The sequence below is a fragment of the Oceaniovalibus guishaninsula JLT2003 genome, from assembly GCF_000299575.1.
GTDB lineage: Bacteria > Pseudomonadota > Alphaproteobacteria > Rhodobacterales > Rhodobacteraceae > Palleronia > Palleronia guishaninsula.
The window spans coordinates 123992-136348 of record NZ_AMGO01000021.1 but is presented as its reverse complement, the minus strand read 5'-3'; the positions used below and the strand labels follow the sequence as shown (position 1 = coordinate 136348).

The window sequence follows — 12357 nt, the reverse complement described above, 5'->3', positions numbered from 1 at the left end:
GATGGCGTCCGGTCCGCTCAGGGTTCGTCCACCGGCACGGGCCGCGCCTCGTCCGGGGCGGCGTGCGTCTCGGGCGCGGGGGGCGGCAGTTCGCCGTGGATCGCGGGCGGCAGCGACAGCATCATCCGCAGGATCGTCACCAGCTCGTCGCGCAGCGCACGGCGGTCGGTCACGCGGTCCAGCATCCCGTGTTCCAGCAGGTATTCGGCGCGCTGGAACCCTTCGGGCAGCTTTTCGCGGATCGTCTGCTCGATCACGCGCGGGCCCGCGAAACAGATCAGCGCGCCCGGCTCGGCGATCTGCACATCGCCCAGCATCGCATAGCTGGCGGTGACGCCGCCGGTGGTGGGGTGGGTCAGCACGACGATATAGGGCAGGCCCGCTTCCTTCAGCATCTCGACCGCGACGGTGGTGCGCGGCATCTGCATCAGCGACAGGATGCCTTCCTGCATCCGCGCGCCGCCGGCGGCCGAGAACAGGACCAGTGGCCGCCGCGTCTCGACCGCGCGGGCGGCGGCGGCCAGAATCGCGTTGCCGACATACATCCCCATGGATCCGCCCATGAAGCTGAAATCCTGCGCGGCGGCGATGATCGGCGTGCGCCCGATCTCGCCTTCGGCGACCAGCATCGCCTCTTTTTCGCCGGTGGCGCGCTGGGCGGCGCGCAGGCGGTCGGGATATTTCTTCTGGTCGCGGAAATGCAGCGGATCGGGCTTCGGCGCCTCGACCGGCACCTCGACATAGGTGCCGCCGTCGAACAGCGCGTCGAACCGCGCGCGGGGCGCGATCTGCATGTGGTTGCCGCAATTCGTGCAGACCTGCTGGTTCTCGTCCAGTTCGCGGTGAAACAGCATCGTTCCGCAGGCGTCGCACTTGGTCCACAGGTTCTCGGGGATTTCGCGCCGCGAAAAGAGCGAGTTGATCTTGGGCCGGACGTAGTTCGAGATCCAGTTCATGCAGCCAGCGCCCCCTTGCAACCGCGCCCGAAATACGCCGTGACGCCGCGCATTGCAATCAGCGGCCCGTCACGCGCCGCAGCACCAGCCACACGACCCCCAGCATCGCGGCATCGCCCAGCATCAGCGCGGGGCCGATCGTCTCGACGCCATAAGGGGTGACGCGCAGGGCGAGGCCGGTGATCGTGTCCTGCGTCGCGACCAGCAGGATCGCCAGCGTGTTGTTGGCAAAATGCAGCCCCCAGGCCGCGCCCAGATTGCCGCTGCGCCGGGTCAGATCCGCCGCGATCAGGCCGAAGACCGTCGTCGCCGCGACGATGCCCAGCGCGCTGGCCGTGGCTTGGGCGGGATCGTAATGCAGCGCGCCGAAGACCAGCGCCGGCAGCGCCATCCAGACCAGCGGCGAGGCGAAGCGCGCAGCAAGCTGCTGCATGATATAGCCGCGAAACAGCAGCTCCTCGGCGCCGGTCTGGATCAGCACCGCCACCAGCGCCAGCGGCAGGAAGGTCAGCCACACCCCCGGATCGAGGTTCGGCAGCGTGTCGTATCCCCACCCCCATACGGCCAGCCCGAGCCCATAAATCGCGGCCACCACGGCGACGGCCCGAATGAAATCGCGCGTCGCCGCGCCGGGTGGCCCCAGCAGCGTCCGCGGGCTGCGCCCATGCAGCACGCGCGCGGCCAGGGCCGGGCCCAGCGCCAGCCCGGTGAAGCCGAACAGCATCAGCAGCGTGGCGGTAGGCGACCCGCCCGAGGGCATCCGCGCGGCCCAGTCCTGCGCCGCCTGCACCCCCGTCAGCATCAGCACCAGGCCCAGCAGCGCGCCCACCCACAGCACCATGACCAGCGTGCACAGGATCAGGCCCGCCGCCAGCCGCCAGATCTGCGGTCGTGCGCGGGCGGGGGCGATATAGGCGGCGAAGGGCGTCATGGATGTCCGGTGAACCGCGGTCGCGCGGACCCTAGCCGCGCCGCCCCCGTGCCGCAATCGCGCTTGCCCGGTCCGGACGCCTGACCTAGACCCGAGGCGACCCCTTTCGCGGCCGGAGGATGCCATGCTGAAGACCAGGACCGACAAATCGAACCTTCCTAGCCGGCACGTGACCGAAGGTCCGGCACGCGCGCCGCACCGCAGCTATTACTATGCGATGGGTCTGGACGAGGAACAGATCGCCCAGCCTTTCGTCGGTGTCGCGACCTGCTGGAACGAGGCGGCACCGTGCAACATCGCGCTGAACCGTCAGGCGCAGGCGGTCAAGATGGGCGTCAAGTCGGCCGGCGGCACCCCGCGCGAATTCACCACCATCACCGTTACCGACGGCATCGCCATGGGCCACGAAGGCATGCGCTCGTCGCTGGCCAGCCGCGAGGCCATCGCCGACACGGTGGAACTGACGATGCGCGGCCATTGCTATGACGCCATCGTCGGTCTGGCGGGCTGCGACAAGTCGCTGCCGGGTATGATGATGGCGATGATCCGGCTGAACACGCCTTCGGTGTTCCTTTACGGCGGCTCGATCCTGCCGGGCAAGGTTCCGGCGGGCGCGGACGTGCCCGACGATTTCGCCAGCCGCGACCTGACCGTGCAGGACATGTTCGAGGCGGTGGGCCGCCACCAGAACGGCACCCTGTCGGACGCGGCGCTGGCCATCCTGGAACGCGTCGCCTGTCCGTCCGCCGGGGCCTGCGGCGGCCAGTTCACCGCCAACACCATGGCCTGCGTGTCCGAGGCGATCGGTCTGGCGCTGTTCAATTCGTCTGGCGCGCCCGCGCCCTATGAAAGCCGCGACCAGTATGCGCAGGCATCCGGCCAGGCGGTCATGCACCTGATCGAGAAGAACATCCGCGCCCGCGACATCGTGACCCGGCAAAGCCTGGAAAACGCCGCCCGCGTCGTCGCCTGCACGGGCGGATCGACCAATGCCGGGCTGCACCTGCCCGCGATGGCGCACGAGGCCGGCATCGACTTCGACCTCGACGACGTCTGCGAGATCTTCCGCGACACGCCCTATTTCGTCGATCTCAAGCCCGGCGGCCAGTTCGTCGCCAAGGATCTCTACGATGCGGGCGGCCTGCCCGTGGTGATGAAAGAGCTGCGCAAGGCCGGGCTGGTCCACGAAGATTGCCTGACCGCATCGGGCCGCAGCATCGGCGAGGAGCTGGACCGCATCGACCGCGAGGCGGATGGCCGCGTCATCCATCCCATCGCCGCGCCGCTTTCCCCGTCCGGCGGCGTCGTCGGGCTGAAGGGCAACCTTGCGCCCGAGGGGGCCATCGTCAAGGTCGCCGGGATGAGCCGGGCCGAGCAGGTCTTTACGGGCCCCGCCCGCGTCTTCGAATGCGAGGAGGACGCGTTCGCGGCCGTCAAGGCCCGCGCCTACAACGAGGGCGAGGTCATCGTCATCCGCAACGAAGGCCCCGCCGGCGGCCCCGGCATGCGCGAGATGCTGTCCACCACCGCCGCCCTGTCGGGGCAGGGGATGGGCAAGAAGGTGGCGCTGATCACCGATGGCCGCTTTTCGGGCGCGACGCGCGGCTTCTGCGTCGGCCATGTCGGCCCCGAAGCGGCCCAGGGCGGTCCCATCGCGCTGGTCCGCGACGGCGACGTGATCACGCTGGACGCGACGCAGGGCGTGCTGAGCGTGGATGTCACCGACGACGAGATGGCCCGCCGCCGCGCCGAATGGACCGGCCCGCGCGACACGATCTATGCGTCGGGCGCGCTGTGGAAATACGCCCAGCTTGTCGGCGCCACGAACAAGGGTGCCGTCACCCATCCGGGGGCCGCGGCCGAAAAGCATATCTACATGGATCTCTAGCCGGGCGGGACGCGTCAGACGGCCATTGCCCTGACCGGCAGACGGGACAGGACGGCGTGCTTCAGCCGCCCGGTCAGCGCCGGATCGTCCAGCGCCGCCATCGCCGCGCGTTCCAGCGCCGTGTCGCCGATGCTGCGGGCAAGGCCCAGCGCGAAGCGGACGGCATAGTCGCGGGTCGCGTCGTCGCCCGGCCCGTCCAGCAGGTTGCCCAGCAGGGTCAGGTCGTCGGCCAGCGCGGCATCGTCTGGATGCACGTCCTCTTGCGACAAGGCGCGGGGGCCGGCGGGATGCGCGCCGGCCGGCAGATGCGCCAGGATCGCCGACTGGAACGCGGCCACCGACGCGATGGGCTTGGCCAGAAACCCGTCCGCCCCTGTCGCCAGCGCCGCGTCGCGCAGATCGGGGTCGCCCGAGATCGCCAGCAGGACCGGGATTCGCGGACTGGCCGCCGCCAGTTGCGACAGCAGGTCCAGCCCCGAACCGTCCGGCAGGCCCGCGTCGATCACCACCACGCTGGGGCGATAGTTGGTCAGGTGCCGGGCCGCCGCGCGCAGGCTGTCGGCGCGCCGGATGCGGGCGCCGCTGCGCAGGCAGATCAGGCGCATCGTCTCACCCGCGTAACGGCTGTCCTCGGCCAGCAGCACGGTCTGGCCCAGCAACGGGCGGTCGGCGGTCGGCCGATAGGGCACGAGGATGTCGTCGATGCGGTCGGTCATGGCGGGTGTCCTGATGGGGCCTCACGGGCGATTCGATGCCCCGATCAGACGGCAGCTTGCCTAACAGGGGGTTAACCACGGCCCGCCGGATGGCCGCGCCCCTTGCCGCCGTGCCCCGCGCGCACTATCCCCGCCCCAAACGGAGGGTGCCATGATCGGACGACTGAACCACATCGCCATCGCCGTCCCCGACCTCGACGCGGCTTCGGCGCAATATCGCGACATGCTGGGCGCCGATGTCGGCGCGCCGCAGGACGAACCCGACCACGGCGTGCGCGTCGTCTTCGTCACGCTGCCCAACACCAAGGTCGAATTGCTGCATCCGCTGGGCGACGCATCGCCCATCGCGGGGTTCCTGCAAAAGAACCCGGCGGGCGGCATCCATCACATCTGCTATGAGGTGGACGATATCCGCGATGCCCGCGACCGGCTGCTGGACAAGGGCGCGCGGGTTCTGGGCGACGGCGAACCGAAGATCGGCGCGCATGGCAAACCGGTGCTGTTCGTGCATCCCAAGGATTTCAACGGCTGCCTGGTCGAGCTGGAACAGGTCTGAGCCATGGGCATCACCAGCGGCATCGTCCTTTACGCGGTCATCTGGTTCATGACGCTGTTCGTGATGTTGCCGATCGGCCTCAGCACCCAGGGCGACGAGGGCGAGATCGTTCCGGGCACCCATGCCGGATCGCCGGCGCGCATTTCCATGAAGCGCAAGGCGTTCTGGACGACGGTATGGGCCACGCTGATCTGGGCCGTGGTGGCGTCGATCATCGTCTGGGGCGGGTTCACCGCGCGCGATCTGGACTGGTTCGGCCGGATGACGCCCTTGCCATCAACCGATGGGTCAGGTGGGTGAAGGTCGCGGCCCCCAGCACCGGCACCAGCAGGTTCACCACCGGCACCAGCAGCGGCACCGCCATGACGATCCCCGCCAGCCAGATCCGCGCCGCATGACGCTTGCGTAACGCACGCGCGCCCTGTGCGCCCAGACGGCGGCGCGCGACAAGCTGGAAATATTCCCGCCCCAGCAGATAGCCGTTCAGCGCCAGAAAGATGAACGGCGCCGCCGGAACGACCAGCAGATAGGCGATCAGCGCGACGACGTTCGCCACCAGCAGCACGCCGAGAAACGACAGGCTTTCGGCCAGCCCCTCGGCCAGCCCCAGACGCGGGGCGGGGGCCAGCGCGGGGTAATAGCGCGCCTCGACCGCGTCGGTCACGTCGTCCAGAAAGAACGACGTGCAGAAGCTGGCCACCGGGATCATCAGGAACACCGACAGCACCAGCATCGCCGCGCCGCCCGCCCCCGAAGCAAGGTTGTCGAGCCATCCGACCGGACCGATCCACGGCAGGCTGACGCTGTCGGGCAGCAGCCAGCCGATGCCCCACGCCACCAGCGCCGTCGCCCCGACCAGCAGCGCCAGCGTCAGGCCGATCCCGCGCAGCAGGACGCCCCGGAACCGCCGGTCGCCCATCTGCGCCAGCGCCAGCGACACGTCGCGCGCGATGGTCATGCGCTCAGCCAGCTGACCTTGGCCGCCATGTCGGGGCGCGGCCGTTCGGGCGGCGTCACGCGCTCGGTCCCCAGATGGATCAGGCCCGCGACCCATTCGTTCGCGTCCAGATGCAGGCCCTCGCGCGCGAAATCCGCATCCTGGCTGGCCCAGCCGGTCAGCCAGTTCGCCCCCCAGCCCGCCGCCAGCGCCGCGTTCAGCAATCCAAGGCACACCGCCCCCGCCGACAGGGTCTGTTCGACGACCGGGATCTTGCCGCTGTCCTGCGGGACGGCGATCACCGCCACGGCCAGATGCGAATCGTCGTATTGCGACCGCTGCTTGGCGATCTCGGGCTCGGACTTGCCCAGCGCAGCGCCGCGATCCGCCGCCAGCCGGCCAAGACGCAACAGCGCCGCGCGTTCCAGCACGATCAGGCGCCACGGTTCCAGCTTGCCGTGATCGGGGCTGCGCAGCGCCGCTTGCAGGATCGGCTCCAGCGCCGCGCGGTCCGGCACGGGCAGACCCAGCGTCTTGGCGGGACGCGACCGGCGCGTCAGCAGAAAGTCGAGGGCGGCGGGGTTCGGCGTGGGCATCGTCATTCCTTGGCGTCTGCGCGCCCCTGCGGCGCGATGCGATAGCTGCCTTCGGGCAGGTCCAGCGCCGCGCGCAGGTCGCGCACCTGCGCCAGCGACAGTGTGATCGTCGTCACCCTGTCCGCACGCGGGTCGTATTGGGCGACGGTGATGCATTCGGCGAACAGGCTGACGGTCACGTCCTCCTGCCTGTGACGCGCGGGATCGTCCACGAGGGTGACGATCGTGGCGTCGAAATCGTGCTCGATGGTGAACATGCCGCGCAAGCTAGGGCACGCCGCCGCCGCTGGCCAGTCCGCATCGGCTGGCGGTCGCGCGCCGCGCGGTTATGATGACCGCACTGACCGGGGGGACGGACGATGCTGAAATGGCTGGCCACGATCGGGATGCTGGCGCTGACGGCCTGCGGGACGCCTGTCGTCGCGCCGCGGCCGCCATCGCTGCCACCGCCGCCGCCCTCGCAGGTGCCCGACAGGTTGCAAAGCCCCGAAATCGCCGCGCGCAATTTCGTCGAGGTGATCTATCGCATGCGGCCCGTCGCCATGCGCGAATGCAACGCCCGGACGCGGGGTGTGCGGTGCGACTATGCCATCGTCATCGACGACCGGCCCGGCGTTCCGCCCAACGCCTTCCAGACGCGCGCGCCCGACGGCCAGCCGGTGATCGGCTTCACCCTGCCGCTGATCGCCGAGGCGCGCAACACCGACGAATTGGCGTTCATCCTGGGCCACGAGGCCGCGCATCACATCGCCGGGCATATCGACCGCGGCCGCCGATCCGCCGCCGAAGGGGCCGTGCTGGCGGGCGCGATGGCGCAGATCCTCGGCGGGGACGAAATCGCGATCAGACGCGCGCAGCAGGTCGGCGCGGATGTCGGACAGCGCCGCTATGGCAAGACGTTCGAGCTTGAGGCCGATGCGCTGGGCGCGGTGCTGACCCTGCGCGCGGGGTTCGACCCGGTGCGCGGCGTCGCCTATTTCGAACGCGTGCCCGATCCCGGCAACCGCTTCCTCGGGTCGCATCCGCCCAACGCCCAGCGGGTCGATACCGTGCGCCGCGTCGCGGCAGGGTATGCCGGCCGCTAGGCCCCGTCTATATCGGGCCGCGGCAGCACCCATGTCAGCGCCGCCATCAGCGCCATGATGCCCATCGTATAGAACAGCGTCAGCCCGAAGGCCGTGGCATAGGCGTCGTGCCCCGGCATGCCCGCGGCCCCGGCCAGGGTCGAAAAGAAGATTTGCCCCTGCAACGCCACGCCCAGCGCGCCGCCCACCTGCTGAAACGTCTGCAACGCGCCCGAGGCCGATCCGGTATCGGCACCCGACACCCGCGACAGCGTGGTGTTGAACAGCGGCGAGATCGTCGTGCTCAGCCCCAGACCGCCCAAAAACAGCGGACCGGCAAAGGCGGTCCAGACCACCGCATCGCCGGTCGTGGCGACGACGACATGGGTGGCGCCCATCGCCACGGCCAGCATCAGCGCGCCGATGCAGATGCGCGGCCGCAGCCAGCGGTTGCCCATCCATCCCGCAGCGACCGACGCGATCAGCCCGCCGATCGAAAACGGCAGCGTCGTCAGCCCCGATTGCAGCGGCGTCAGCCCATAGCCGTTCTGAAGATAAAGCGCGATCACCAGAAAGAAGCCCGGAATGCACGAGAACAGCACCGTCACCAGCCCCGTCCCCAGCAGGAAGTCGCGATTGTCCATCAGCCGCGCCGGCAAAAGCTGCGGACGGCCCATCTCGGCCTGGCGTCGCTGCCACCAGACGAAGATCGCGGCGACAGGGACCGAACCGGCCAGCATCGCCAGGATCCACCCCGGCCAGCCGATCAGCCGTCCCTCGATCAACGGAAAGACCACCAGCAGCAGCGCGACGGCGGCCAGCCCGACGCCGACCGCATCGAAGCCGGTCCTCGCCGTGCCCGGCGTGCGCGGCACGAAGCGGAACGCCAGCAGGATCGCCGCGACGCCGATGGGAATGTTGACCAGGAAGATCGGCCGCCAATCCAGCCCCCAAAGATCGAGCTTGATCAGCACGCCGCCCAGAACCGGCCCCGTCACCGTCGCTAGCCCCGCCGAAAGGCCGAACAGCGCATAGACCGTGCCGCGTTCGGACGGCGGAAAGATGATCGGCACGATGGCCAGCGTCTGCGGAGTCATCATCGCGCCGCCGATCGCCTGCACCACCCGCGCGCCGATCAGCGTCCCGATGGACGGCGCAAGGCCGCACAGCGCCGAGCCGACGGTGAACACCGCAACTCCCCAGACGAACATGCGCCGCCGTCCCCAGATGTCGCCGGCCCGGCCCGCCGGCAGCAGGAACAGCGCGAAGGTCAGGATATACCCCGCCACCACCCACTCGATCTGCGATTCCGACGCGTCCAGCGCGCTTTGCAGGCGGGGCAGCGCCACGTTGACGATGGTCACGTCGATCAGGTTCATGAACCCGGCGACCAGCAGCACCGCCATCGCGATCCATCTGTTCGCGGCGGGCGCGGTCGCGTCATGCGTCGTGGTCAAGGCTCGGCCTTCGTTCTGCGTGATGCGGCGATCTAGCCCGCGCCGAAGGCATTGGCCAGACCGGCCGTCAGACCCATTTCGCCAGGGGCGGCAGGCTCATCAGCACGGCATCGGGATCGTGTCCCGTCTCCAGCCCGAACTTCGTGCCGCGATCGTAGACCAGATTGTATTCGGCATAGATCCCTCGGTGGATCAGCTGCGCGTCGCGATCCGCATCGGTGAAGGGCTGCACCCGGCGCCGCTCGACCAGCGGCACGAAGGCGGGCAGGAACGCTTCGCCGATGTCGCGGGTCAGGGCGAAATCGGCCCGCCAGTCCCCGGTGCAGCGGTCGTCCATGAAGATGCCGCCGACGCCCCGCGCGCGGTTGCGGTGCGGAATGAAGAAATACTCGTCCGCCCACGCCTTCAGACGCGGATATTCCCCGGCCCCGTGGGGATCCAGATGCGCCTTCTGCACGGCGTGGAAATGCGCCGTATCTTCGGCATATTCGATGCAGGGGTTCAGGTCGGACCCGCCGCCGAACCACCAGGCGCCCGGCGTCCAGAACATCCGCGTGTTCATATGCACTGCGGGCACATGCGGGTTGCGCATATGCGCCACCAGGCTGACGCCCGATGCCCAGAAGCGCGGATCGTCGGCGATGCCCGGCAGCCCCCGTCGCGCGGCCATCGCCGCCTGCGCGCGCGGGTTCAGCGTTCCGTGCACGGTCGAAACGTTGACGCCGACCTTCTCGAAGACGCGCCCGCCGCGCATCACGCTCATCAGCCCGCCGCCCGCATCCTCGCCCGCCTCGCCGCGCCGATGCGTCCGGCTCACCTCGAACCGGCCCGCCGGCTCGTCCGCGAAGGGACCGGCATCGTGACTGTCCTCCAGCCCCTCGAACGCCGCCACGATGCGGTCGCGCAGCGCGCGGAACCACGCCGCCGCCTCGGCCTTCTCGGCTTCCATCCCGCTCATCGCCTGCCCTTCATCTTTCTCCAAATACCCATGCCCGGCCGCCGGCCCGCGCGCCGCTCAATGGGCAGGCGCATCCACGGCATCCAACAGCGTGCGGCCGCCGTCGATGGTCAGGATCTGCCCGGTCATGAAGCCCGATTCGTCCGCCGCCAGGAACTGCACCGCGCCTGCGACCTCGGCGGGCTTGGCGATGCGGCTCAGCGGGGTGCCCTCGATGATGTCGTCGCGGATCTGCGCGCGGTCCTTGATGGCGCCGCGCAGGCTGGCGCTCATCACGCTGCCGAAGGCCACCGAATTGACGCGGATGCGGTGCGGGGCCAGCGCCACCGCCAGACAGCGCGTCGCCTGGTCCAGCGCCGCCGAGCTGACCGAATAAGCCAGCAGGTCGGGCTGCGTGCGCCGTGCCGCGATCGAGCTGAGGTTCACGATCGACCCAGCCGGCCCCTCGGTCCGGCCCGATTCCTCGGTCTGGCGGATCATCCGCTTGGCCACCTGCTGCGACAGCCGAAGCGAAATCATCAGGTTCTGCTGCAACAGCGCCTCGACCGCGTCGTCGTCGGGGTCCAGCGGATTGGACCGCTCCATCTGCCGCGAAGCGTTGACCAGGATGTCGATGTCGTCGAACGCGTCCACCGTGGCCGACAGCAGGTTGGCGATGGTCAGCTTCTCGCGCAGGTCGCCCGCGAAATAGCGCGCCGTGCCGCCGTCGTCGTCCAGCTCGCCGATCTCGGCGCGCATCTTCTCCTCGTCCAGATCCGCCATCATCACATTGGCGCCCCGGTCGATGAAATGCCGCGCTATGGCAAGGCCCACGCCGTTCGCGGCCCCGGTCACGATGGCGGTCTTTCCGGCGATGGAAAAGGACATGATGCGCCTTTCAGCGAACGCGCCGCGCGGGCCCCCTGGGCCGGGCGGCATGGTAAAGTTTGAACGATGCCGACCCGGCCAGTTCCGTCACCTGTCCGAAGGCACGCCCCAGATCGGCTTCATAGGGCAGATGGCGGTTGGCGACCATCCACAACTGCCCGCGCGGGGCCAGCATCGGCGCCGCCGCCGCGATGAAGGCGCGCCCCAGATCGGGATCGGCCCGCCGGTCGCGGTGAAAGGGCGGGTTCATCACCACATGATCGGCGGGTTGCGGCGGCCGGAACGCGGTGGCGTCGGCCCAGTGAAAGACCGCGCGCGGATCGGCGACGTTGACGCGCGCGGCGTCCAGCGCATCGGCATCCGCCTCGACCAGATGGCAGGCGGTGACGCCTGGGCGGGCCAGAACCCGCGCCGACAGGTATCCCCAGCCGGCCCCGGCATCGACGACGCGGCCCGACAGCCCCTCGGGCAATGCGGCGGCCAGCAGGGCCGAGGCCGGATCGACCCCATCGGCCGAAAAGCTGCCCGGCGGCGTGACGAATCCTTCGGCGTTGCGCGAAGGCGGTGCCAGCCAGTCGGTCACATCCGCGTCCCGTACCGCGAAGATCTTGCCATGCGCCTTGGCGATGACCGGCCCGACCGCCCCGCGCCCGCGCAGCGCGCGCAGCATCGAATCAACGCCGTCAGTCTTCTGCCCGTCCACGATCACCGCGCCGTCGGTCGATGCGGCCGCCCGCGCGATGCGGTCGCGCGCCTGCGCCGCCGACCGCGGCAGCACGACCAGCGCCGTGGCAAAGCGGCCCCGCGGCGCGCGCACCACGTCGATACCGCGCGTGGCAAGCCGGTCGTGATCGGGCTGGCGGGCCTGCACCACCGTCACCGGCCCCGGCAGACCGGCCAGCACGCCATCGGGCAGATCCCCGTCCCCCGCGCCCCAGATCAGCAGCGGAAAGTCCAGCAGCCCCTCGTTCAGGGCAAGGGGCAATCTTGCGGCAAGCATGACGGGCGCGGGCCGCGCCTATTCCTTTTCCATCGTGCATTGCAGCGGATGCTGATGGCGGCGGGCGAAATCCATCACCTGCGTCACCTTCGTTTCCGCCACCTCGAAGCTGAAGACCCCGACCACGGCCAGCCCCTTCTTGTGCACAGTCAGCATGATCTCGAACGCCTGCGGGTGGGTCAGCCCGAAGAACCGTTCCAGCACATGCACCACGAATTCCATCGGGGTATAGTCGTCGTTCAGCAGCATCACCTTGTAAAGCGGCGGCCGCTTGGTCTTTGGCTTCGCCTCCAGCGCGACGCCGGTGGCGCCGTCGTCGTCCTGCGACGGCCTGACGGGGCGCGCGGCGGTTTTCAGCGGGGGCAGGTCGATCACGTCCGGGCCTCGCATTGGGCATGTTCGGGTCAGGTCCGACTATATAAGGACGCCTG

15 protein-coding genes are annotated in these 12357 nt (G+C 69.6%); 4 read left to right on the top strand and 11 right to left on the bottom strand.

Annotation, left to right across the window (positions count from 1 at the left end; translation table 11 throughout):
* Nucleotides 1-17 precede the first annotated feature (17 nt).
* A complete protein-coding gene (accD, locus tag OCGS_RS06710; protein WP_007426477.1) occupies nucleotides 18-956 on the bottom strand; it encodes an acetyl-CoA carboxylase, carboxyltransferase subunit beta in 939 nt (312 codons plus the stop codon).
* 58 nt (nucleotides 957-1014) lie between these two features.
* Complete coding sequence (locus tag OCGS_RS06705; RefSeq protein ID WP_007426476.1) at nucleotides 1015-1887, bottom strand: CPBP family intramembrane glutamic endopeptidase; 873 nt, start codon at nucleotides 1885-1887, stop codon at nucleotides 1015-1017.
* A gap of 124 nt (nucleotides 1888-2011) precedes the next feature.
* Here OCGS_RS06705 and ilvD point away from each other — a divergent pair, with 124 nt between their 5' ends.
* Nucleotides 2012-3775: a dihydroxy-acid dehydratase gene (gene ilvD, locus OCGS_RS06700; protein ID WP_007426475.1), complete on the top strand. Its 1764-nt coding sequence runs from the start codon at nucleotides 2012-2014 to the stop codon at nucleotides 3773-3775.
* A gap of 14 nt (nucleotides 3776-3789) precedes the next feature.
* Here the strand turns inward: ilvD and OCGS_RS06695 are convergent, their stop codons facing one another.
* Nucleotides 3790-4491 carry a response regulator gene (locus OCGS_RS06695; RefSeq protein ID WP_007426474.1) on the bottom strand — a complete coding sequence of 234 codons (702 nt, stop codon included), beginning with the start codon at nucleotides 4489-4491 and terminating at the stop codon, nucleotides 3790-3792.
* 151 nt (nucleotides 4492-4642) lie between these two features.
* Between OCGS_RS06695 and mce the strand changes: the two genes are divergently transcribed.
* Nucleotides 4643-5047 (top strand): methylmalonyl-CoA epimerase, encoded by a 405-nt coding sequence (mce, locus tag OCGS_RS06690; protein WP_007426473.1) that lies wholly within the window; start codon nucleotides 4643-4645, stop codon nucleotides 5045-5047.
* Nucleotides 5048-5050: 3 nt separating this feature from the next.
* Complete coding sequence (locus OCGS_RS14775; RefSeq protein ID WP_083848224.1) at nucleotides 5051-5347, top strand: DUF1467 family protein; 297 nt, start codon at nucleotides 5051-5053, stop codon at nucleotides 5345-5347.
* Here the strand turns inward: OCGS_RS14775 and OCGS_RS06680 are convergent.
* The 3 genes from OCGS_RS06680 to OCGS_RS06670 are packed head-to-tail and all read right to left on the bottom strand — an operon-like array spanning nucleotide 5277 to nucleotide 6837.
* Nucleotides 5277-6005, bottom strand: a complete 729-nt coding sequence (locus tag OCGS_RS06680; protein ID WP_007426472.1) for an EI24 domain-containing protein — start codon at nucleotides 6003-6005, stop codon at nucleotides 5277-5279. The two genes, OCGS_RS14775 and OCGS_RS06680, sit on opposite strands and share 71 nt — an antisense overlap.
* Nucleotides 6002-6580, bottom strand: coding sequence for a nitroreductase family protein (locus OCGS_RS06675; protein ID WP_007426471.1), 579 nt, complete (start codon nucleotides 6578-6580; stop codon nucleotides 6002-6004). Before OCGS_RS06675 ends, OCGS_RS06680 begins: the two co-directional genes overlap by 4 nt.
* A 2-nt stretch (nucleotides 6581-6582) precedes the next feature.
* Nucleotides 6583-6837, bottom strand: a complete 255-nt coding sequence (locus tag OCGS_RS06670; RefSeq protein WP_040610649.1) for a hypothetical protein — start codon at nucleotides 6835-6837, stop codon at nucleotides 6583-6585.
* Between the two features lie 102 nt (nucleotides 6838-6939).
* Between OCGS_RS06670 and OCGS_RS06665 the strand changes: the two genes are divergently transcribed.
* On the top strand, nucleotides 6940-7665 hold the full coding sequence (locus OCGS_RS06665) for a M48 family metallopeptidase (protein ID WP_007426469.1): 726 nt from the start codon (nucleotides 6940-6942) through the stop codon (nucleotides 7663-7665).
* Here OCGS_RS06665 and OCGS_RS06660 read toward each other — a convergent pair.
* The 5 genes from OCGS_RS06660 to clpS all read right to left on the bottom strand — a co-directional run bounded on the left by OCGS_RS06660 (nucleotide 7662) and on the right by clpS (nucleotide 12301).
* Nucleotides 7662-9101, bottom strand: coding sequence for an MFS transporter (locus OCGS_RS06660; protein ID WP_007426468.1), 1440 nt, complete (start codon nucleotides 9099-9101; stop codon nucleotides 7662-7664). The genes OCGS_RS06665 and OCGS_RS06660 overlap by 4 nt on opposite strands.
* Nucleotides 9102-9168: 67 nt before the next feature.
* Nucleotides 9169-10059, bottom strand: coding sequence for an oxygen-dependent coproporphyrinogen oxidase (gene hemF / locus OCGS_RS06655; RefSeq protein WP_007426467.1), 891 nt, complete (start codon nucleotides 10057-10059; stop codon nucleotides 9169-9171).
* A gap of 57 nt (nucleotides 10060-10116) precedes the next feature.
* The gene (locus tag OCGS_RS06650) at nucleotides 10117-10926 is read right to left on the bottom strand and encodes an SDR family NAD(P)-dependent oxidoreductase (protein WP_007426466.1); all 810 of its coding nucleotides are present in this window, start codon (nucleotides 10924-10926) and stop codon (nucleotides 10117-10119) included.
* A 10-nt stretch (nucleotides 10927-10936) separates the two neighbouring features.
* Nucleotides 10937-11926, bottom strand: coding sequence for a class I SAM-dependent methyltransferase (locus OCGS_RS06645; RefSeq protein ID WP_007426465.1), 990 nt, complete (start codon nucleotides 11924-11926; stop codon nucleotides 10937-10939).
* A gap of 18 nt (nucleotides 11927-11944) precedes the next feature.
* On the bottom strand, nucleotides 11945-12301 hold the full coding sequence (gene clpS, locus OCGS_RS06640) for an ATP-dependent Clp protease adapter ClpS (RefSeq protein ID WP_007426464.1): 357 nt from the start codon (nucleotides 12299-12301) through the stop codon (nucleotides 11945-11947).
* Nucleotides 12302-12357: the final 56 nt, after the last annotated feature.